17 protein-coding genes and 1 tRNA gene are annotated in these 21795 nt (G+C 49.4%); 12 read left to right on the forward strand and 6 right to left on the reverse strand.

Annotation, left to right across the window (positions count from 1 at the left end; translation table 11 throughout):
- Positions 1-79: 79 nt before the first annotated feature.
- Together BLA28_RS23415 and BLA28_RS23420 are read right to left on the reverse strand one after the other, a co-directional pair.
- The gene (locus BLA28_RS23415; protein ID WP_069155364.1) at positions 80-1483 is read right to left on the reverse strand and encodes a sensor histidine kinase; all 1404 of its coding nucleotides are present in this window, start codon (positions 1481-1483) and stop codon (positions 80-82) included.
- Positions 1484-1488: 5 nt separating this feature from the next.
- Positions 1489-2193 (reverse strand): response regulator transcription factor, encoded by a 705-nt coding sequence (locus BLA28_RS23420; protein WP_069156513.1) that lies wholly within the window; start codon positions 2191-2193, stop codon positions 1489-1491.
- A 205-nt stretch (positions 2194-2398) separates the two neighbouring features.
- On the opposite strand from BLA28_RS23420, the gene BLA28_RS23425 reads away from it, so the two are divergent.
- From BLA28_RS23425 to BLA28_RS23435, 3 genes are read left to right on the forward strand one after another with little or no spacing between them, the layout of a single operon-like run.
- The gene (locus tag BLA28_RS23425; protein ID WP_069156514.1) at positions 2399-5665 is read left to right on the forward strand and encodes a DEAD/DEAH box helicase; all 3267 of its coding nucleotides are present in this window, start codon (positions 2399-2401) and stop codon (positions 5663-5665) included.
- A 30-nt stretch (positions 5666-5695) separates the two neighbouring features.
- Positions 5696-7861, forward strand: a complete 2166-nt coding sequence (locus BLA28_RS23430) for a glycoside hydrolase family 95 protein (protein WP_069155365.1) — start codon at positions 5696-5698, stop codon at positions 7859-7861.
- Positions 7862-7887: 26 nt separating this feature from the next.
- Positions 7888-8715: a M55 family metallopeptidase gene (locus BLA28_RS23435; protein WP_069155366.1), complete on the forward strand. Its 828-nt coding sequence runs from the start codon at positions 7888-7890 to the stop codon at positions 8713-8715.
- Positions 8716-8836: 121 nt separating this feature from the next.
- On the opposite strand, the gene BLA28_RS23440 is transcribed toward BLA28_RS23435, so the two are convergent.
- Positions 8837-8910, reverse strand: a tRNA-Arg gene (locus BLA28_RS23440).
- 102 nt (positions 8911-9012) lie between these two features.
- Positions 9013-10416 carry an MATE family efflux transporter gene (locus BLA28_RS23445; RefSeq protein ID WP_069155367.1) on the reverse strand — a complete coding sequence of 468 codons (1404 nt, stop codon included), beginning with the start codon at positions 10414-10416 and terminating at the stop codon, positions 9013-9015.
- Between the two features lie 503 nt (positions 10417-10919).
- Here BLA28_RS23445 and BLA28_RS23455 point away from each other — a divergent pair.
- From BLA28_RS23455 to BLA28_RS23480, 6 genes are all read left to right on the forward strand, one after another.
- Entirely contained in the window at positions 10920-12266 is a 1347-nt protein-coding gene (locus tag BLA28_RS23455; RefSeq protein WP_069155118.1) for an MATE family efflux transporter, read from the forward strand.
- Between the two features lie 63 nt (positions 12267-12329).
- Positions 12330-13925: a hypothetical protein gene (locus BLA28_RS23460; protein ID WP_069155369.1), complete on the forward strand. Its 1596-nt coding sequence runs from the start codon at positions 12330-12332 to the stop codon at positions 13923-13925.
- Positions 13926-14167: 242 nt separating this feature from the next.
- On the forward strand, positions 14168-15118 hold the full coding sequence (locus BLA28_RS23465) for a glycoside hydrolase family 43 protein (RefSeq protein ID WP_069156515.1): 951 nt from the start codon (positions 14168-14170) through the stop codon (positions 15116-15118).
- Positions 15119-15187: 69 nt separating this feature from the next.
- A complete protein-coding gene (locus BLA28_RS23470) occupies positions 15188-16678 on the forward strand; it encodes an alpha-N-arabinofuranosidase (protein WP_171905634.1) in 1491 nt (496 codons plus the stop codon).
- Positions 16679-16702: 24 nt separating this feature from the next.
- Complete coding sequence (locus tag BLA28_RS23475; RefSeq protein ID WP_009254117.1) at positions 16703-16960, forward strand: DUF6171 family protein; 258 nt, start codon at positions 16703-16705, stop codon at positions 16958-16960.
- A gap of 76 nt (positions 16961-17036) precedes the next feature.
- Positions 17037-17963, forward strand: coding sequence for an ArsR/SmtB family transcription factor (locus BLA28_RS23480; protein ID WP_069156516.1), 927 nt, complete (start codon positions 17037-17039; stop codon positions 17961-17963).
- Between the two features lie 51 nt (positions 17964-18014).
- On the opposite strand, the gene BLA28_RS23485 is transcribed toward BLA28_RS23480, so the two are convergent.
- Positions 18015-18287: a zinc ribbon domain-containing protein gene (locus BLA28_RS23485; protein ID WP_009254115.1), complete on the reverse strand. Its 273-nt coding sequence runs from the start codon at positions 18285-18287 to the stop codon at positions 18015-18017.
- A 151-nt stretch (positions 18288-18438) separates the two neighbouring features.
- Between BLA28_RS23485 and BLA28_RS23490 the strand changes: the two genes are divergently transcribed.
- Both BLA28_RS23490 and BLA28_RS23495 read left to right on the forward strand, forming a co-directional pair.
- The gene (locus BLA28_RS23490) at positions 18439-18825 is read left to right on the forward strand and encodes a nucleotidyltransferase domain-containing protein (protein WP_069155370.1); all 387 of its coding nucleotides are present in this window, start codon (positions 18439-18441) and stop codon (positions 18823-18825) included.
- The gene (locus BLA28_RS23495; RefSeq protein ID WP_069155371.1) at positions 18785-19540 is read left to right on the forward strand and encodes a phosphotransferase family protein; all 756 of its coding nucleotides are present in this window, start codon (positions 18785-18787) and stop codon (positions 19538-19540) included. Before BLA28_RS23490 ends, BLA28_RS23495 begins: the two co-directional genes overlap by 41 nt.
- Before the next feature lie 62 nt (positions 19541-19602).
- On the opposite strand, the gene BLA28_RS23500 is transcribed toward BLA28_RS23495, so the two are convergent.
- On the reverse strand, positions 19603-20895 hold the full coding sequence (locus tag BLA28_RS23500; protein ID WP_069155372.1) for an ATP-binding protein: 1293 nt from the start codon (positions 20893-20895) through the stop codon (positions 19603-19605).
- A gap of 513 nt (positions 20896-21408) precedes the next feature.
- Here BLA28_RS23500 and BLA28_RS23505 point away from each other — a divergent pair.
- A complete protein-coding gene (locus tag BLA28_RS23505; protein WP_069155373.1) occupies positions 21409-21768 on the forward strand; it encodes a BlaI/MecI/CopY family transcriptional regulator in 360 nt (119 codons plus the stop codon).
- The last annotated feature ends 27 nt before the right edge of the window (positions 21769-21795 follow it).

Raw genomic sequence — 21795 nt, forward strand, 5'->3', positions numbered from 1 at the left:
CACAAAAAGGTTGTCAGTTATCATAGAGACATGATAAACTGCCAACCTTAACCGGATTTTCAGGCAACCTTAATTAACCTTAAGACAAGGGAAAGCGTATATGAAAGGCCGTTCCCGTTCCGGGGATACTGGAAACGGAGATGGTACCTTTGTGCAGGGAAACGATATTTTTTACAATGGCAAGCCCCAGGCCGGTTCCCTCGGTTTTCTCATCCGTTCCGGTTCCCCGGTAATAGCGGCGGAAGAGATTTTCCTGATCCTTTTCAGGGATTCCTTTTCCGTTGTCGGAGACGGTTATCTGAATCATAGTCCCCTCCTGGCAGATGTGCAGGGCGGCCTCTGTATCCGCTTCCCCATGGAGAAAGGCATTCAGGATAAGGTTCCGGAAAGCACGCGTCAGGAGAGTGGGATCGAAGGAAAAAAGAATGGTTTCCCGGGTGCAGGTAAAGAGAATCCGGCGTTGTTCATATTCGGGGGTATTCAAGATATCAATGACAAGCTCCCTGAGAAAACGGACAAGGTTCTGCTCCTCTTTTTTCATGGGAACCATTCCATTTTTCAGCTGATAAGTCAGCTTCAGGTCATCGATGAGCGCTTCCATGTAGGATGTATTTTTCAGGATGATCCGCGCATAATGGCCGTATTGCTCCTGTTTAGTGGAACCGGGCTCCTGCATAAGTTCCGCATAGCCCCGGATGGGGGACAGGGGAGTTTTCAGGTCATGGGTGATGTTGGCGATCCATTCTTCCTGCATCCTTTCGGTCTGTTCCCTCAGCCGGTCGCTGGTGCGGATTTCCCTGTCCAGAAGGTTCATGCTGTCGTAGAGATCACGGAAGACGCCGCCGCCGCTGACGGGCAGGTAGCTGCGGGCGGCGATTTCCCGGATAGAGGTGATCAGCCGGTTCATGCTCCGTGTGGTGAATACGCCATAGGCAAGGCCGGAAAAAAGGATGATGAGGAAGAGAATGGCAGCCGCAGCCAGAATAACTGTTTTCCCGCCGGTAAAACGCTGTCCGTTCAAATATATGGTGGCCTTGGATACCTTTATGGGAAAATAGAGAAGGCAGCAATAATCACCGGACAATGGGGAGGCAAAACAAATCCCCTGTCCGTCCTGCGTCTGTCCTTCTGAGAAAAGAAGCAGCAGATCCGGTGCAGAATAGACGCCGGGAGCATATTCCGGCTTTTGGAAGCTGTAAATCTCCCGGCCCGAGGCATCCAGGAGCTGGAGGCCGATTCCTTCCTCCTGCAATAATTCCATTCCTGACTGGAGCAGCAGCGGTTTCCCTTCTGCAAAAACAATCTGTTCCCTGAATTGTTCCGTGAACTTTTTGGGCCAGTCGCTTCTTACAAGAGAGCCATCCGGCTTTTGCAGGGAAAAGAGGAGAAAGGAAAGAATGACTGCCGCCGTCAGGGCGCCGAAAAGGGAGAGGAAAAAAATCAGGTAAATATGGAAAATGGAACGGTAACCGGAGCTTTTCATGCAGATTAGTCCACCTTTTTCTTTAATTTATAGCCCAGGCCCTTTACCGTGATCAGCTGACGGGGAACGGAAGGGTTATCCTCCAGCTTTTCCCTCAGGTGCCGGATATGGACCATTATGGTATTGTCACAGATGCTGCTGTATTCCCCCCATACATGTTCGTAAAGCCTTTCTTTGGAGAGAATCCGGTCCACATTTTCCATAAGACAGGCGAGCAGCAGGAATTCCCGGCCGGTCAGGCTGAGCTCCTGCCCGTCCTTATAGGCCCGGCAGCTTTCCTCATCCAGGGTGAGAGGCCCTGCCGTCAGCAGTCCTCCGGCATGGGACGGAACCGCGTTCTGATACTGCTGACGCCTCAGCTGTGCCTTGACGCGGTACACCATCTCACGGGGGCTGAAGGGCTTGGTGATATAATCATCTCCTCCGCAGGCCAGGCCCAGAATTTTATCGATATCGTCGTTTCGGGAGGAAAGGAACAGGATGGAGCAGTAAGAGAATTCCCGTATCTTTCGGCATACCTCCAGGCCGTCCAGATCCGGGAGCATGATATCCAGAATGACGATGTCAGGATTATATTCCCTGCACAGCCTTATGGCTTCGGTACCGGTATACGCTTTTTGGATCAAAGAAAAGCCTTCCTCTGTCAGGACATTTTCCAACAGATCCACGATATCTTTTTCATCATCTACAAGTAATATTCTGCCGTCCATGCCCGCTCTGTCTCCTTTCTGCTGCTTCCGGCAGCAGATCCGCGTTTTTTTGTTCTCATCCCAATTATATAGGGATCCGTCCGTAACCTCAACCTTTGGTTTTACAGGATGGATATTTCCTTCAGAAAATGGTATGATAAATCCGGTTCTTACAGTATCGGGACCAGTCAGGGAAAACATGAAAACAGCGGAGGAAACCGAGATTATGCTGAGTCGGACAGATATCCGTCGGGAATGCCATAAGACGACCTTTGAAAAGGGAGAGGAATTGAGCCGGAGGGGTTCCGTGCGCAATCTGCAGTGGACAAAGGGAAAAGAAGACGGCTTCGAGGTAATTTCCATGGAGGCCAACGTAAATGGCAGTCATGGAAATCTTTATGAAGTAAAGATTAAAATAGATGAAGACTACCGGGAAATCCTGGAATATGAGTGCGAGTGCCCTGCTTTTTATACCTATGCCGGGCTTTGCAAGCATTGTGCGGCGGTGCTGCTCACTTATCTGGAGGAGCGCAGGCTGGGGAAGGCCGCGTCCCGGATCCTGCCTGTGAGCAGGGCGGCAGCGCCCTCCGTGCGTACTACCACCTATGGCTTCGATGGGATCCTGGGGCAGTATGTGATGAAGGATAAGGTAAACCTGATGCAGCAGGAAATCCTGGGGAAGGTCCGTCTGGAGCCTCATTTCAAGCTGACCGGGGGAAGCATGAAGGCGGAATTCCGGATTGGGAACACCCGGATGTATGTGCTGAAAAATATCGGGGATTTCGTGAATGCGGTGGCAAGGAATGAGCGTGTAAGCTATGGCAGGGAGCTGGAATTCTACCATCATCCGGAGGCCTTTGCGCCGGAGAGCAGGCCCATGGTGCGGTTCCTGCAGTTTACGCTTCTGAAAGGAAGCAGCTACCTGGGAAATTATTTGTCCACGGTATATAAGAGGGAATTGAATATAGCAGGGGATCAGGCGGATGAATTCCTGGAGGCGGCACAGGCAGCCCCGTTTTTTGGAGCAGTGGATGAGGAAAGCAGCCGGGAATGGGAAATCCGGGAAGGGGAGCCGGAGAGGCTTCTGGAAATCAATGGAGATAAGACAGGGATTTCCATAAAGCTGCAGCGTATGCAGTTTGTTACCGGAAACAGGTACGGTTACTTTTTTGATGACGGGATTATCTGGAAAACGGACAGAGAACGGATAGAGGAGGTGCGCGAGTTCCTTCTTTACATGGAAAGCTTCGGAAAGAACGGGCTTTATGTGGCGGCGGACGAGCTTCCTGCCTTTGCCAGGGACATGCTTCCGGTGCTGCAGGAGCATTTTGAGGTGAAAATGCAGAGCTTTATACCGGAGGAATATCTGCCGGAGGAGGCTGTATTTGAAATTTACCTGGATGCGCCCCAGAGGGATCTGCTTACCTGCGAGTTATACTCAGTCTATGGGGAAGAAAAGCATAATCTCTATGAAAATTTTAATTTGGCAGACAGGCGGGACGCGCACAGGGAAATGAAGATGGCGGGGCTGGTGAGCGCCTTTTTTGACGCTTATGATCCCGAAAAGCATCAGATGGTGATCCAGAAAAATGAGGAGCGGCTTTTTACTTTTCTTCAGGAAGGCATTCCCAGGCTTCAGGAGCTGTGTGACGTATATATATCGGATTCTGTCAGAAATATGAAGATACTGCCCGCGCCCCATGTGTCGGTGGGCGTTTCCCTGGAAGGGGAGCTGCTGGAGCTTACGCTGCAGTCGGAGGAGATGCCGGTGGATCAGCTGGTTGATATCCTGTCCAGGTACGACAGGCGCAAGAAGTATTACCGGCTGAAAAACGGCAGCTTCGTGGATTTGAGCGACGAGGGAATCCGTACGCTGGGCAGGCTGAAGCAGGAGCTTCAGATTACCGATGCGTCCCTGAAGGACGGGAAGGCGGAAATACCCCGTTACCGTGCCATGTATCTGGACAGCAGCCTGAAGGAAAACAGCGGCCTGGCTCTTCAGAAAAACAAGAGCTTCCGTTCCCTTGTCCGGAATATGAAAACGGTGGATGACAATGATTTTGAAATCCCTGGCGAACTGGACAATATTCTGCGGGGATATCAGAAACAGGGATTTTTGTGGATAAAAACGCTGAAGGCCAACGGCTTCGGAGGCATCCTGGCGGATGATATGGGCCTGGGAAAGACTCTGCAGGTCATCGCTTTTCTCCTGTCGGAATGGAAGGAGAGCGGGGAAAATCCGGGAAGGCCCTGGCTGATTGTCTGTCCGGCGTCACTGGTTTATAACTGGAAAAGCGAGCTGGAACGATTTGCCCCGGCGCTTCCTGTTTATACGGCTGCCGGAAATGTGAAGGAAAGGGAGGAGCTGCTCAAGCGCGTGGAAGCACAGGGAAAGGGAGTGGTGATCACCTCCTATGACCTTCTGCGCAGGGATATCCTCCTTTATGAAAAAATGAGCTTTGCCTGTGAGGTAATTGATGAAGCCCAATTTATCAAGAACCATTCCACACAGGCATCCAGGGCAGTGAAGCAGGTTCCCGCAGGTTTCCGCCTGGCTCTCACCGGCACGCCGGTGGAAAACCGTCTCAGTGAGCTGTGGAGTATTTTTGATTTTCTGATGCCGGGCTTCCTTTTTGCCTACGGGCGTTTCCGTGAGGAGCTGGAAACCCCGGTTGTGACCGGCGGGGATGAGGAAGCGGCGGAGCGGCTTCACCGGATGATACGTCCCTTTGTTTTACGAAGGCTGAAAAAGGATGTGCTCACCGATCTGCCGGATAAAATCGAGAAAAATATGGTGGCCGTCCTGGAGGACGAACAGAGCAGCCTTTATGATGCGCATGTCCAGCGGCTTCTGGCGGTCCTCTCCAAACAGACAGAACAGGAATTTGCCGGTAAGCAGATCCAGGTACTGGCGGAGCTTACCAAGCTGCGGCAGATTTGCTGTGATCCCGGCCTGCTTTTTGAAGGATATGCAGGGGGATCGGCTAAAATGCAGCTTTGCCTGGAGCTGATACGCAATGCGGCGGAGGGCGGACATAAGGTTTTGCTTTTTTCCCAGTTTACCTCCATGCTGGAACGGCTGAAGCAGGAACTGGTGAAAGAGGATATAAGCTTTTATGCCCTGGATGGAAGTACGCCGAAGCTGAAGAGGCTGGAACTGGTGGAAAGCTTTAACAAAGATGAAACCCAGGTGTTCTGTATTTCCCTGAAGGCAGGGGGAACCGGGCTGAATCTGACGGCGGCGGATATCGTCATCCATTTTGACCCCTGGTGGAATGTGGCGGTTCAGAATCAGGCGACCGATCGGGCGCACCGGATCGGGCAGCAGAACGTGGTGACAGTGTACAAGCTGATCGCCAAAGGGACGATTGAAGAAAAGATAGTGTCTCTTCAGGAGAAAAAGAAGGAACTGGCAGATAAAATCCTGGGAGGGGAAGAAATGGGAATGGCGTCCTTTACGAAGGAAGAGCTGATGGATATTCTGCGTGTCTGAAAAAACGGCGCAGGGAAGAGAGGAAAAGAGATGAAGGAAATGATGCTTTGGTATGAAAAAAGTGCGGAACGCTGGGAAGAGAGCCTGCCTATCGGGAACGGAAGCCTGGGGGCGATGATTCTGGGCGGTGCGGAGGAAGAAATCCTTGGCCTGAACGAAGAGAGTGTGTGGTCCGGTTATTATAAGGATAAGAATAATGCGAAGGCGGCCGACTGTCTGGAAGAAGTAAGAAGCCTTGTTTTTTCAGGAAAGAATAAAGAGGCGGAGCGGCTGATACAGAACAATATGCTGGGGGAATACAATGAATCCTACCTTCCTCTGGGAAATCTGAAACTGAAGTTTGCATATGGAAGCGGCAAAGAAGGGAAAGCGGAAGGATACCGGAGACAGCTGGATCTGGAAAACGCGGTGGCACAGGTTTCCTATACCTGCAATGAAGTGCATTATCAGCGGGAGTATTTTGCAAGTTATCCTGCAAAAGCCATATTTGTCCTGCTCACTGCGGATAAACCGGTTATGGATTTTACGATTTCCTTTATATCTCAGCTTTGCCTTGCTGTCAGCGCGGAGGACGGGGCGCTGCAGGTCACGGGCCGTTGTCCGGAGCATGTGGATCCTTCCTATCTTCCGGAGAGGGAAGGCTCCGTTGTCCAGGGAACAAAGGGAATGCAGGTGAATGCAGAATTCCGGGTGGTTTCCTGTGACGGGCAAGTCCGGGAAGAAGGGGAAATGCTCCATGTCAGCGGCGCATCCCGCTGCCTGCTGATGATCTCTGCCATGAGACAGCCTGTGCTTCCTGACAATATGGATTACGAAGCCCTGAAAGCGGCGCATATCCAGGATTATCGCAGCATTTACGATAAAGTGGAGCTGTACCTGGGCGAACAGAAAGACCTCCCTACGGAGGAACGGCTAGAGCTTTTGAAAAAGGGCGAAGAGGATAACGGACTTTACGGTCTCTTTTTCCAGTACGGAAGATATCTGCTCATCGCGTCTTCACGGGAAGGGAGCCTTCCTGCTAATCTGCAGGGAATCTGGAGCTGGGAGCTGCGCGCGCCCTGGAGCAGCAACTGGACCATCAATATCAATACCCAGATGAATTACTGGCATGCGTTAAGCTGTAACCTGGAGGAATGCCTGGAACCTTATATCCGGTTTGTGGAGAGGGTCAGCGAGGAAGGAAAGAAAACGGCTGCGGTCAATTATCACTGCAGAGGAAGCGTTGCCCACCATAATGTGGATTATTGGGGCAATACGAGTCCCGTAGGTGTGCCTCAGGGAGAAAAAGCAGGGGAAGACGGCTGTGTGAACTGGGCCTTCTGGCCTATGGGAGGCGCCTGGCTGACGCAGGAGATTTTCCGGGCCTATGAGTACAGCGGGGACGAAGAGTATCTGAAAAATACAGCCGCCCCCATTATCCGGGAAGCGGCGCTGTTCCTCAACGACTGGCTGGTGGAATACCAGGGGGAATGGGTGACTTGCCCTTCCACCTCACCGGAGAACCAGTTCCGTCTTCCGGATGGGCAGATCACCGGTCTCACCTATGCTTCTGCCATGGATATGGCCATTGTGAAAGAAGTCTTCACCCATTACTGCAGAATCTGTGAAATCCTCGGCACACAGGATGCGCTTTACAAAGAAATCTGTGAGAAAATGCCCCGCCTTGCTCCTTTCCGCACGGGAAGCTTCGGACAGCTTCTGGAATGGCATGAAGAATATGAAGAGCCGGAGCCCGGCCACCGCCATGCCTCCCATCTGTATGGCCTGTTCCCGGCGGAGGTATTCGCAGGGGATGCAAAGCTGACGGAAGCCTGCCGGGTATCCCTCATGCACCGGCTGGAAAACGGCGGCGGGCATACCGGCTGGAGCTGCGCATGGATTATCAATCTGTTTGCGGTGCTTAAGGACGGGGAAAAAGCCTATGAGTATCTGCGTACCCTGCTCACCCGTTCCACCTATCCGAATCTGTGGGATGCCCATCCCCCGTTCCAGATCGACGGCAACTTCGGCGGGACTGCCGGAATCGCAAACATGCTGGTACAGGACAGAGGCGGCAGCGTGACTTTGCTTCCGGCCCTTCCCGCACAGTTTAAGGAAGGCTATGTGAAAGGACTCTGCATCAAGGGCAGAAAATGTGTGGACATATCCTGGAAGGACGGAAAGGAAACCGGACACAGGATATATGATAAGGAATAGACGGTTATCAGGGAGGATAAGTTGATATGAAGATATATATTTCTGCGGATATGGAAGGAATATCCGGTATTACTCACAAAAAATTCCTGTCGCCGGGAGCGGAGGAATACGAAAGAGGAAGGAAGCTGATGGCCGGTGATGTGAATGCGGCGATTGAGGGAGCCCTGCTGGCAGGTGCGGAGGAAATCGTGGTAAATGATGCCCACGGCACAATGCGAAACCTGTGCATCGAGGATATTCATCCGGCAGCCCGGCTGATTTCCGGCTATCCCAAGCCTCAGATGATGATGTGCGGCCTGGACGCCAGCTTTGACGGAGCAATGTTTATCGGCTACCACAGCCGCAGCGGCTCCGGCGGCGTGCTTTCCCATACGATAAGCGGCGGCGTTTTCCAGAACATCAGCTATAATGGAAGGCCCGCAGGGGAATTTGCCATAAACGCCGCTCTGGCGGGATCTTACGGAGTACCTGTCATCCTGGTTTCCGGAGATGACTGCCTGCAGGAGGAAGTAAAGGAGTGGAATCCGGCCATTGGATATGCTGTCACAAAGAAAGCCGTGAACTGGAGCTGCGCCGACTGTCTTCATCCCGAAGTGAGCGCCCGCAGGATAAAAGAAGCGGCTGAAAAGATGGTAAAAGGCTGCCGTGAAGTACCTCCGGTGTCTCTGAAGGAGCTGGATGTGGAAATCACTTATAAATATTCCGGTTACGCTCTTGTGTCGGCGTCTATTCCCAGGGTGGAAATGGTGGATGCAGTTAACAGCCGGTTTCATGCGGCGGATCCCATAGAAGCGGTGGATTTGCTGATGGCAGTATCCAATGCTTCAAATGTGTACAGCAACGGATTATATTAAGGGAAAAGGACATCCGGAAGCGGGAATGGAACAGAGCTTCCGGATGTCCTTATTTTAATAAAATTTATTAAAAAAATACTGCAAAATGATAAATTAACCATTCTGCAGCATTCTCATTCAGCGTGCGCGAGAAGATTCGAACTCCCGGCCTTCTGATCCGTAGTCAGACGCTCTATCCAGCTGAGCTACGCGCACATTTTGTTACGGATTAACTCCGGCAACGTTCTATATTTTAACCGATACATAAATAAATGTCAATAGATGTTTGGGAAAATTTGAAAAAATGTTATATGTATATCAGCACCTGATATTAGCGTCTGCCATAACATCCTGCTCTTTCTGGGCCGCCTTCAATTCCCTGCCCACAACGATCAGCATGGTAACGAAGCAGGCGGTTCCCCCGATGAAATTGGATATGGGCTCCGCGAGAAAAACACCGTTTACGGAAGGGGATATCCAGCGGGGGAGAAGTATGGTCAGAGGGGCCACGATAACAACCTTTCTGAGAATGGAAAAAAAGATGGCATATTTGGCTTTCCCAAGAGCCTGGAATACGGTCTGCCCAGAAAACTGCAGGGACATCATAAAAAAGCCGAAGTAATATATCTGCATGGAAGGAACCGCAGCCTCCACCAAATCAGCCTGTGTATTGAAAATATGGATGAAGAAAACAGGGAACAGATGGAGGATACCCCAGATTGCAGTAGTATAGGCGATACAGCTGACTGCCATGAAGCGGATGGCGGTTTTGATACGGTCATATTTTTCCGCGCCATAGTTAAAGCTGATGACAGGCTGCGAACCGTTGGTTATACCGGAAACGGGCATGGAGACAATTTCACGGACGGAATTGATTACCGTCATGACGCCTACATACAGATCGCCGCCGTAAAGGGAGAGGGTGGAGTTGCAGACAACCTGGACGATGCTGTTGGTAATGGACATCATGAAGTTGGAAAGTCCGAGAGCCGCGATATCCCGGATGGTTTTCAGGCACGGGCGCATGCAGGATACACGGATGCGCAGGATAGCTTTTGGACTGGTAAGAAAGCGTACCGTCCAAATGGCCGAAGCCAGCTGGGATATAACAGTGGCGATAGCCGCTCCCCGGATACCCATACCCATGGTAAAAATGAAAAGAGGATCCAGAATGATATTCAGCACAGCGCCGATAAGAGTCGTGACCATACCCATCCTGGCAAAGCCCTGGGCGTTAATGTAACTGTTCATGCCCAGGCTGACGGTTACAAAGGTACATCCCAGCAGATAAATGGAAAGGTAGCTGTCGGCAAAGGGAAAGGTTGCATCACTGGCTCCGAAGGCATACAGAAGGGGCTTTTTAAACAGCAGCCCCATGACAGTGAGCAGGACACCGGTACACAGCAGCATGGTAAAAGCATTGCCGACCACTTTTTCCGCCCCCTTGATATCGCCTTTTCCCCTTGCGATGGAACAGAGCGGCGCACCGCCGACCCCGAACAGATTGGCAAAGGCGATGACTGCGGAAATAATAGGCATGGAAAGACCCAGGCCTGTAAGGGAAAGGGTGGCATGATCCGGAATGCGGCCGATATACATTCTGTCCACGATATTATAAAGGATATTGATCAGCTGAGCTAATGTCATAGGCAGCGCCAGCGTAAGAATATTTTTTACCACACTTCCTTTGGAAAAATCATTTACCGTATTTTCCTGTACCATAAATCCGCCCCTTTTGTTTTCTGAAATTTTCTGATATAGTGTGATTATAAACTTGCATGCAGCCTTTGTAAAGGCAGTGCAGGTTTCCTATTGTACGGCATGAACCATCCCGGAGCCTTTCCGGCCCTGCGTCCCGCCCTTCCCCTGCGGCTGCCGTTGTGTCCGTTCCGTCCCGCGGCCTGCCTGTTATGTCTGCGCAGGTCTGGCTTCAAAAATGGGGCTGTTCTAACAGTATCCGCGTTTTCGTTTTCTGTCCCGCGGCTGAACTCCTCACTTCGTTCGTCAGACACCGCCGCTCAGGGCAGACAGAAACCGAAAGCGCGGATACTGTAAGAACAGGCACCCATTTTTTCAGAAAGACCAGTGCAGACATAACAGGCAGGCCGCGGGACAGAACGGACACAACGGCAGCCGCAGGGGAAGGACGGAACACAGGGCCGGAAAGGCTCCGGGATGGTTCATGCCGTACAACAGGAAACGAAAAAAGAAAGGTTGGAAAATAGATGGCAGCACGTATTCAGAACATGACGGAGGGAAAACCGTTAAAACTTATCCTGGCTTTTTCTTTGCCGCTGATGATTGGGAATGTCTTTCAGCAGCTTTATACCGTTGTGGATACGATGGTGGTGGGACAGGCTTTGGGCGTGGGGGCGCTGGCGGCGCTTGGGGCGGCGGACTGGCTGAACTGGATGATTTTGGGGACGATTCAGGGCTTTACCCAGGGCTTTTCCATTAAGATGTCTCATGAATTCGGAGCCGGTGATTATAAGCGGCTTCGTAAAACGGTGGCTAATTCTCTTTTGCTGGCGTTGGTAACTTCGATAGTGCTGCTTCTTTTCAGCCAGTTTTTTGCCCGGCCGATACTGGAGCTTCTGCAGACGCCGGATTTGATTATAGAGGATTCCCTGTCTTATCTGAGGATTATGTTTGCGGGGATTCCGGTGGTAATGGCTTATAATATACTGGCTTCCATTCTGCGTGCGCTGGGTGACGGGAAAACACCGCTGTATGCCATGGTGGTCGCTGCGGTTATTAACGTAATTCTGGATTTGGTATTTGTTCTGGGCTTTCACTGGGGAATCATGGGAGCGGCTGGCGCGACGGTTATCGCCCAGTTTTGTTCCGGGCTTTTCTGTCTGTTTGCCATCCTGCGAGTGGAGGTACTCGCCTTTTCCAAAGAGGATTTCCGAATGGACAGCTCCCTGTGTATGTATCTGATGAAGCTGGGGCTTCCCATGGCTTTCCAAAATGCGATCATCGCGGTGGGCGGCATGATTGTCCAGTTTGTGGTAAACGGCTTCGGAGTCCTTTTCATCGCCGGATTTACCGCTACAAACAAGCTGTACGGCATTCTGGAGGTGGCGGCCACCTCTTACGGCTATGCCATGGTGACCTATGTGGGGCAGAATCTGGGTGCGAAGAAAATTGACCGGATCAGCAAGGGGATGCGTTCCGCGCTGATCGTTGCCATGGTCACTTCCGCTGTGATTGCTGCGGCCATGCTTCTTTTCGGAAAAGCGATCCTGGGCTGTTTCATTTCCGGAGCGCCGGAGGATGTGACGGCGACGCTGGGAATCGCTTATCATTATCTGGCGATTATGAGTGTGTTCCTGCCCATTCTGTATGTACTGCATGTGACCCGTTCCGCCCTTCAGGGGATGGGGGATACCATTCTTCCCATGGCCTCGGGGATCGCGGAATTTATCATGAGGACCGGCTCGGCGATTCTTCTGCCCCTGCTTCTGGGCGAGGAAGGAATTTTTTATGCGGAGATACTTGCCTGGGCGGGAGCGGATGTGATTTTGGTCACCAGCTATTATTTCCGGATGAAAAAGCTGAGAGCATTGTAAAAACAGGTTTATTTTACAGGGAATCCTGCCGATAAAAGAGGTAGAAGAGGACAGGAGGCTTGTATGGAAATTATCCCTGTAAATTTTACGGAAAAAACAGAACGAACGCCCGCGGGTACGGCGGCCGTCCAGGAAAAGGCGGCTGATTTGGAGCGCCAGGCGGTGGAAGCCATCGGGAAAAATTTTGTAAAGGCCTCCGCAGAGTCAGTGAATGAAGCGCTGGAAAAAATGGGGACGGCTTCTAAAGAGAAGAATGCCCAGGCGGCTTCCGGAGGGCAGCCTGCCGGGGAAGGAAAGCGTGCGGATGAGGCGGAGCTTTCCAGGGAAGCGCTCCGTTATGGTAAAAATGGAGAGACAGAGGAAAGTCTGCAGAAACAGCTGGAAGAGAGTATGCGCAGGGAATGGGAGACTCTTGAGGACTGGCAGATACGTCCGTCTGTCGGGCTGGAACAGGAGCTGGAGCAGATAACCTCTGTTTATCAGGCTCTTTTGGAAAAAATCAGCGGGGGGCTTTCCGGCAGGGAGCAGGCGGCCGGTCTGCAAAGGCTGAATTCCCTGCTGCTGGAGCTCATGGGAAAAGAGGGTGCGGTAAGATATCCCGCGCTTTTATCATTTCTTTCCCGTTATGGAGAAAAAGGGGCGGCTGAGATCCTTCCCTTTTTGTTATTGAAACAGTCTGGCCAGAATGTGATACTGCTTCATAAGGAGCAGCAGGGCGGAAGCTTCATGCGGGCCGATATGGGCGGAAAGCAGGATAGGACGGCGCAGCGGATGGAAAAGACGTTCCCGGAAGGAGTCCTTTACGGGAAAAGGGATGGCCGGGAGATTCATGTGGAGAAAGGGTATCGGGAACAGATCCGGAAGAATGAACGGTTTTCGATACCCCTGTATTCGGATGCGGATGTCAGGCAGCTTAAGGGGAAAAATTATTCAGGCGCCGATATAGAACGGACGCAGCGATTCCTGGATTATTTTACAAACAGAGGGGATTTATATCAGCGGCTGCCCGCAATCAGGGGAAATGAAGAACTGGCGGGTTTCCTGCTTGCGGAAAACATGGTGAAGGCCCAGGTTTATTCGGAGTATGCGGGAGTGGGGAAATCCATGGGAAAGGATATCCGGCAGGCGTTCCAGCGGCTCATCAATTTTTATCTGGAGCCGGGCAGCGACAGGCATGGAGCGCAGGCCTCCGCATTAAGGGAGACTGCGGATATGGGAAAGGTACGGCGGATATATTATCATATCATGCGGATTTTTATGGAGGAGCGGGAACCGGGAAAAATACTGGAGAAGGGGCTGAAATATGCCGCCGGGGAATACTACGGCTCCGGGAACAATAAGGAGAGCCGTACAGGCAGGAAGGGCAGGCAGACTTCCGGTTTCTTTTCCGGCCTGACGAAGGCGGAGGATACAGGGCAGGAGTGGGAAAAAGGGAAAAGAGAGCTGGAAAGGGACTGGAACCAGTTCCTGGCGTCTGTGGGCGGGGAAAACAATCCGTATCTGCAGTGGCCTATAAATCCCTACAGTCCGTGGGGAATGCTTCTGGAACCGGAAAGGGATCTGGGCAGCGCGAGGCCGTTCCGGCCGGAAATGCTGCTGTCCCTGCTGGTGCTGCTTCTTCTTGTGCTGGCAGCGCTTTTTCTGTTTCGGGGAGGCTGATTCCCGATCAGGATGTGAAAGACAGAATGCATTATTTTACGTGAAACTAATTTATATAGGCGGATACTCTGCAGCGGCTTTGATTTTATTTCAAGGCCGCTTTTTTTAATTTATATATTGCCAAATGCGCTTATCGATTATATAATTTAGCATAAGGTCAATTATTTTAAAAATATCTAAACATTTAAGCCAATCGGAAGCCGTTGTTTTTAAAAGAAAATAAAAAACAGGAGAGCAGAGAAATGAAAGAACAGCTGAAATGGAACGAACCATGGATTATGCAGAGGGCGGATCCTTACATATACCGTCATACGGACGGCTGCTATTATTTCACCGCATCCGTCCCTGCTTATGACAGAATCATCCTGCGCAGGGCGGACAGTCTTGCCGGCCTGGCGGGAGCCGTGGAAAATACCGTGTGGACAAAGCACAAAAGCGGGATTATGTCCGAGCACATCTGGGCGCCGGAGCTGCATTACCTGGATGGTAAATGGTATCTTTATTTTGCCGCAGGAGAAGCGGAGGATATCTGGGCGATCAGGCCCTTTGTGCTGGAATGTGCGGATGAGGATCCCATAACCGGGAAGTGGACGGAGATGGGAATGATGCAGTGTGCCGAAGAGGATGAATTTTCCTTCCGCGCCTTTTCCCTGGACGCCACCGTATTTGAGAACAAAGGAAGCCGTTATTATGTGTGGGCGGAAAAAGTGGGGGTAGGGAAAATGATTTCCAATCTGTATATTGCCCGCATGGCTTCCCCCAACCGCCTGGAAACGGTGCAGGTACTGCTCACCACACCGGATTATGACTGGGAGAGAGTGGATTTCTGGGTGAATGAAGGCCCTGCTGTAATCAAAAGGAACGGCCGGATTTTTCTCACCTATTCCGCCAGCGCCACCGGGGCCTGCTACTGCATGGGAATGCTGAGTGCATCGGAAGAAGCGGATCTTCTGGATCCCGCATCCTGGACCAAGGAACGCAGGCCGGTGCTCGCTTCCGAGGAAAGCCTGGAGATTTACGGCCCCGGCCACAACTCTTTTACCACGGATGAGGAAGGAAACGATATCTGTGTATATCATGCCAGAAAAGAAGCTGTCATTGAAGGAGATCCACTGTACAATCCAAACCGGCACACGATGCTGATGAAGGTACGGTGGAGCGAAGATGGAAAACCTGTTTTTTCCTACAGGTAGATAAGGGAAGCAGACGGCAAAGCCGCTGTCTTAAGGATAATAAAAACAGATAAAGGGAGGACCAAAAAAATGGCCAAAATTTTTATCAATGAAAAGAAGAAAACGGGACACATTAATCCGGAAATTTACGGACATTTCAGCGAGCATCTGGGACGCTGCATCTATGAAGGGCTTTATGTGGGCGAAAATTCCGACATCCCCAACGTAAACGGCATGAGGACAGATGTGGTGGAGGCGCTGAAGGAAATGCAGATTCCCGTGCTGCGCTGGCCGGGCGGCTGCTTTGCGGATGAATATCACTGGAAAGACGGCATCGGCCCCAAGGAAAACAGGAAAAAAATGATCAACACCCATTGGGGCGGCGTTGTGGAAGACAACAGCTTCGGAACCCACGAATTCTTTGAACTCTGTGAACAGCTGGGCTGCAAAACCTATGTAAACGGAAATGTGGGAAGCGGCACGGTACAGGAAATGTCCGAATGGGTGGAATACATCACCTTTGAAGGCGTTTCCCCCATGGCGGATCTGAGAAAGCAGAACGGCCATGAGAAACCCTGGAAAATCGATTTCTTCGGTGTGGGAAATGAAAACTGGGGCTGCGGCGGCAATATGACACCGGAATATTATGCCAACCTTTACCGCAGATACCAGACCTATGTACGCCAATACCATCAGGATGCCCCGATCTATAAGGTATGCGGCGGCCCCAACGTGGCTGATTATGACTGGACAAACAAGGTGCTTGAAACCTGCGCCCCCACTCCCTCCCGCCTGATGAACGGCCTTTCCCTGCATTACTATGTACATCCGGACGGATGGGATGAGAAAGGAAGCGCTACCCGGTTTGATGAAAAGACCTGGTTCAAAACCATGGGAAAAGCCCTGTATATGGAAGAACTGGTAAACAGACATGGGGCGATCATGGATCAGTATGATCCGGAAAAGAAAATCGGCCTGATCGTGGATGAATGGGGAGACTGGTTTGATGTGGAGCCGGGCACCAATCCGGGATTTTTGTATCAGCAGAATACCATGCGTGACGCTCTGGTTGCCGGAATCACCCTGAATATTTTCAATAAGCACTGCGACAGAGTAAAGATGGCCTGTATCGCACAGATGGTGAATGTGCTTCAGTCCGTTATCCTCACGGAAGGCCCTAAAATGATCAAAACACCGACTTATCACGTATTCCATATGTACAAATACCATCAGGATGCCGATCTTGTGGAAAGCTATGTGGAAGGCCTGAAGGAAATCGGCGTGGAGGAATTCCAGGTACCGTCCCTGCATGAATCCGTATCCGTTTCTGCAGACGGAACCGTAAACCTGACACTGAATAACCTGTCTGTGACAGAGGACAGTGAAGTGGAGGTAAGCTTTGCGGAACTGGCACCGTCCAAAGTGACAGCCAGCATCCTCACGCAGAAGATGGATGCCTATAACACCTTCGAAAATCCGGAGTGTGTGAAGGAAGTGGAATTTACCGCATATGAACTCACCGAAAAGGGCCTGAAATTCCGCATCCCTGCTTCCAGCGTGGTACTGTTTCGCGTGCAGTAATTGAGAAAGACGGGCGGGGAAATTATGGAAGCAGAAGGAAAAAAGCATTGCCTGAAATGTCTCCTCAGAGAGATGGACAAGGATGCCTATTTTCAGAACCTGCATGATTACATTGCCGGCCTGGATGAAGATATCAAGGCGGACGGTGAGCTATATGAAGACAGGCTCGCCGTCTGCAAACAATGTGATATGCTGCAGGAAGGCATGTGCAGGGCCTGCGGCTGCTTTGTGGAGCTGCGGGCCGTAATCCGGGTGAATGGCTGTCCTTATGATAAATGGTAAATCTGAAAGAAGATACGGCAGTTTCCAAAAAGGAGCACTTGCGGCAGCAGCAGAGAAAGAAATCCGGGAGATAAGCATGCTGTATATAAAATCATTGGAAGAGGGGCTTGAGGTATTCAAGGCGCTGGGCTCCGAAATCCGAATTGAAATCATTAAAATCCTCCTGGAAAACCAGGACATGAATATGAATGAGCTGGCAGCAAGACTTAAGATAACCAACGGCGCGCTGACCAGCCACATTAAAAAGCTGGAAGACTGCGGCATCATCACCGTCACCAGCGAATCCGCAGGACATGGCAACCAGAAAAAATGCGAAGTGGCTCTGGACAAAATACTGATTGATGTAAATAACCGGGAGACAGAAAAAAATATGTATGACACGGATTTGAAGGTGGGACATTATTCCGCATATGAAGTCTGCCCGACATGCGGGATGGCAACCTCCACCGCGTTGATCGGGGCAGTGGACGACACCAGATATTTCGCGCATCCCGACAGATACAATGCTGATATCCTCTGGTTTACCAGAGGATATGTGGAATATATCATCCCCAATTTCATCCCCTCCGGAAGCAAAATAGACCAGATATCCATATCCCTGGAGTTGGGAAGCGAAGCCCCGGGAGTGAATGACGTCTGGCCCTCCGACATCAGTTTTTATCTGAACGGAGTACTTCTGGGAAAATGGACATCACCCGGTGATTTCGGCGACGTGAAGGGTATTTTTACACCGGACTGGTGGCCACCCAAATGGAATCAATACGGAATGCTGAAGCTCCTGGTAGTGAACTCCAAAGGCGCATTTATCGACGGCCTGAAGATTTCCGATATGGATATCCGCCAACTTCATCTGGACTATAAGAGCACGCTGCGGCTCCGCTTTGCCGTGGACGAGGATTCCGAGCATGTGGGCGGACTGACGATTTTCGGGAAATCCTTTGGCAATTACAATCAGGACATTAATGTGAAGATTGCATACAGCCCGATGGAAGACGGTAATTAAATAAAAAACATCCCGCGAAGCAGAAACTGCCTTGCGGGATGTTTTTTATTCCTATTTCCATCTCTTTAATTCAGGAAAGAAGCTGTACATAAATTCCCGGGCTTCTTCCTCCGTTTTGTTCTGTTCCTTCAGCATACCGGATTCCTTCATGTGCCTTACACTGCCTTCGATCATCTCATCCATCGTACAATCGTCAACAAAAGCCCCATCCTTGTAACAGTAAATACAATATTCTTCATTGATGCTGCCATCCTGGTTTGTGCCGCATACATCTTTGGAATCTAAAGGCATACCGCAGCTTTGGCAAAATTTCGTCTCACTCATGTCTTAATCCTCCTAACGGGGTTTATGGCTGCAAAAATATTATACAATTAATCAATAACACAGACAAGTAAAATTAAGCGGACGAGCCTTGTTGGCAGATGATATATCGAGTATAATAATATAAAGATGACATGGACTGGAGGTGTGGAAGATGCAGGAATTATTGTTAACTGATGAAATAGTCGACAGAGTAAAAGTTGAGGCTATAGATTTGGTGAAAGATATTATGGGAGTGAATCTGGTGCAGGTAATTTTATATGGATCGTGTGCCAGAGGAGATTTTACAGATGATTCAGATATTGATATAGCATTGCTTATTAATTGTGATAGAATGGAAGCTAAAAAATATGAAGATGGACTTGCGTCTGCTGCTGCAAAATTAGCCATGAAATATTTTGCAATAGTTAATTTTGTTAGTATCCCTTATGAGGAGTTTATGGAAAAAAGAGATTGGTACGCGTATTTCCGAAATATAGAAATGGATGGTATAAAATTATATGGACTTAGGGAATCCCATTGCCAAAGGCAACACGGCTGATATTTACCTTTGTGACAAAAAAATTATCAAGGTACTTAAAGATTATCTCCCGGAAACGGAAGCCATAAAGGAAGCGGATAAACAAAGACTGGCATGGAAAGCAGGACTACCCGTGCCAGAAATTCTGGATGTCATCAAAATTGAAAACAGACAGGCTGTTGTAATGGAATATATTACCGGAGATACCCTTGGAAATATGATGTTGAAGGATATTTCCCATGCCGCGGGATATATGCGCATAGCGGTGAAAACACAGATTAAAATCCATACCGTGAAAGGAGACGGATACCCTCTCATGAAAGATAAGCTGGCATCTCAGATATCCTCCGCCCCGCTGCCGGATGCGGCCTCAAAAGAGTCCTTACTGGAAAAACTGTATATGATGAAATATGAAGAAAGGCTATGCCATGGAGATTTCCACGTACATAATATAATCATGCATGGCAAAGAACCTTACATTATCGATTGGGTTGACGCCAGTAGCGGAGATATCTCAGCCGATGTCTGCCGTTCTTATCTGCTGTATTCACAGATCTCCACAGAATTGGCCAAACTTTATATCAACCTGTACTGTGAAGCCACTGAAACAAATCAGGATAAAGTCCTTGCCTGGGCGTCTGTCATTGCAGGGGCCAGACTTGCGGAAAACGTTTCCTCCGAAAATCCGGACAGATTGCTGCGTATTATAAACGGCGGCCTTAAAAACAACAGATAGCAAGATTGGCCGTCAACCGATTACGCCAGCCATATGGACCTGGCTGCTTTGCCGCCATTAAGTCAAATACAAAACACACTATACAATGGAACTGATTTGATACCCTTAACAAATCCAAAATTACGGGCAGAAATCCGTATTGCATAAGCAGGATCATATTTTTTCATATACACCATCAGACTTTTTGCTTTTACATGTTCTCCGGCCTTACATTCTACCGGTATCACATGATTATCCCTTTGGATCAGGAAATCCACCTCAGCAATGCTGTCCGACTCCCAATAATGCAGATCATACCCTTTTGATTTCAATGCAATTGAAACATAATTTTCCGTAAGGATACCGCGAAAATGTTCGCTTTCCTTACTAGTCATAGCTTCCAGTGACATTCCTATCCTTGCAGACATAATTCCCATATCACTGTAATACAATTTGAAGGCTGTGAGATCCTGATATGCTGCAATCGGATAAAAGCCCTGGCTGCTTTTCACACATTTATGAACAATGCCGGAGCGTATCAGCCAGTCAATTGCATCCCCATATTGTGAAGCCCTTGCCCCTGATTTAATCAATTTATATTGAAATTTTTTCGTATCTTTTGCCAGCTGCGCAGGTAACGAATCATATGCCTCGAAAATGCGGATTGTATCCGATTTATCTGCATACTTTGTCATATCCGCAATATAAGAGTTTAAAAGCATCTGCCTTATTTCACTCTGATTGATTGGACTGTTTGACGTAATATCAGCTTTCACAGCCGCGGGCATTCCACCAACGATACAGTAATGATAAAATTCCTGCATCGCTTCCTCATGCAGCAGTTCATTCATCGGCTCATTATTTTCAAAATGTTCACGAATAGTATCTGCTAAAAGCTGCTTTCCTTTAGCCCATAAAACCTCTTCCAAATCCATGGGATACATCGTTGCCATCTGAACTTTTCCAACCGGAAATGAATACTTATCCCGGTTTATCGCTACACCCAGAAGACTTCCTGCTGCGATTACATGATACTCTGGCGCCTCCTCCTGAAAGTATTTTAAACAAGTCAGCGCTCTTTCACATGACTGTATTTCGTCAAAAATTATCAGAGTATCACCAGGAATAATCATCGTCTCATAATATTTTTCAAGAATGGATACTATATAATCCGGATGAATATCGGTATCAAAGTATTTTCCAATTCTTTCATCAGTTTCAAAATTGACATATACAGTATTCTTATAAGAAACAGCTCCAAATTCCCTCATCTCAAAGGTTTTTCCAACCTGTCTTGCACCATAAATAAGTAAAGGCATTCGTCCTTTTTTCTCTTTTTTCCATTCATAAAGCGTTTCTGTTATTTTACGTTTCATATATTCACCTCACATATCACTGACCTATATATAATGATGCATCATCAACAGGAATTCCATTAAGCTGTCTCCCTACTGTCATCAATCAGCAATTTATATTAAGTATAATATCACTAACCTCTTTTATTGGTCAATAAAAATGTAAAATTCAACATTAAATTATATATAAAAATGCATATATCGACATTTGTTTCTCTTCGACCCAGCAAGACAAATAAATGCGCCTTCTACTCAAAGCCCTTCATAATACATGCACCTATTTGAATTGACCATAAATAATTTCACACCCCAGTAACAGTTCCGTCCCCTCTTCTTACCCGCCCGCAGCACCGGCCCTGTTTCCCTCCCGCTCAGCAAGGCTGGCCGGGAGGGAAACAGGGCCGGTGCTGCGGGCCAGGTAAGAAGAGGGGACGGAACTGTTACGCGGCCAATTAAATTAATTCTATTGACAACCCCATTTTATTGCAGTAGAATGAACTTATATTCTACTGGAGTAAAACGGAGGAAACAAATATGACCGGAAAATTATTCGACTCGGAACGCCGGGTCATGGAATGCCTGTGGGACGAAGGCGATCTCAGCGCAAAGGAAATCGCAGAACGCCTGAATAAAAAAATAGGCTGGAGCAAGACCACCACCTACACAATCATCCGCAAATGTGTGGAAAAAGAAGCGGTGGAAAGGAAGGATCCCGGCTTTATCTGCCATCCCCTGATAAGCAGGGAAAGCGTGCAGGAGCAGGAAACCGAAGACCTGATACAGCGCAATTTTGACGGATCGGCAGATTTGCTGGTGGCATCCCTGCTGGGAAGCAAGCGTCTTTCACAGGAAGAGATCACACGGATGAAGGAACGGATCAAAAATTGGAAATGAGCGGCGTTATAGCTGCAGAAATCGAGG

It is taken from the genome of Eisenbergiella tayi, from assembly GCF_001881565.1.
Classification (GTDB): domain Bacteria; phylum Bacillota; class Clostridia; order Lachnospirales; family Lachnospiraceae; genus Eisenbergiella; species Eisenbergiella tayi.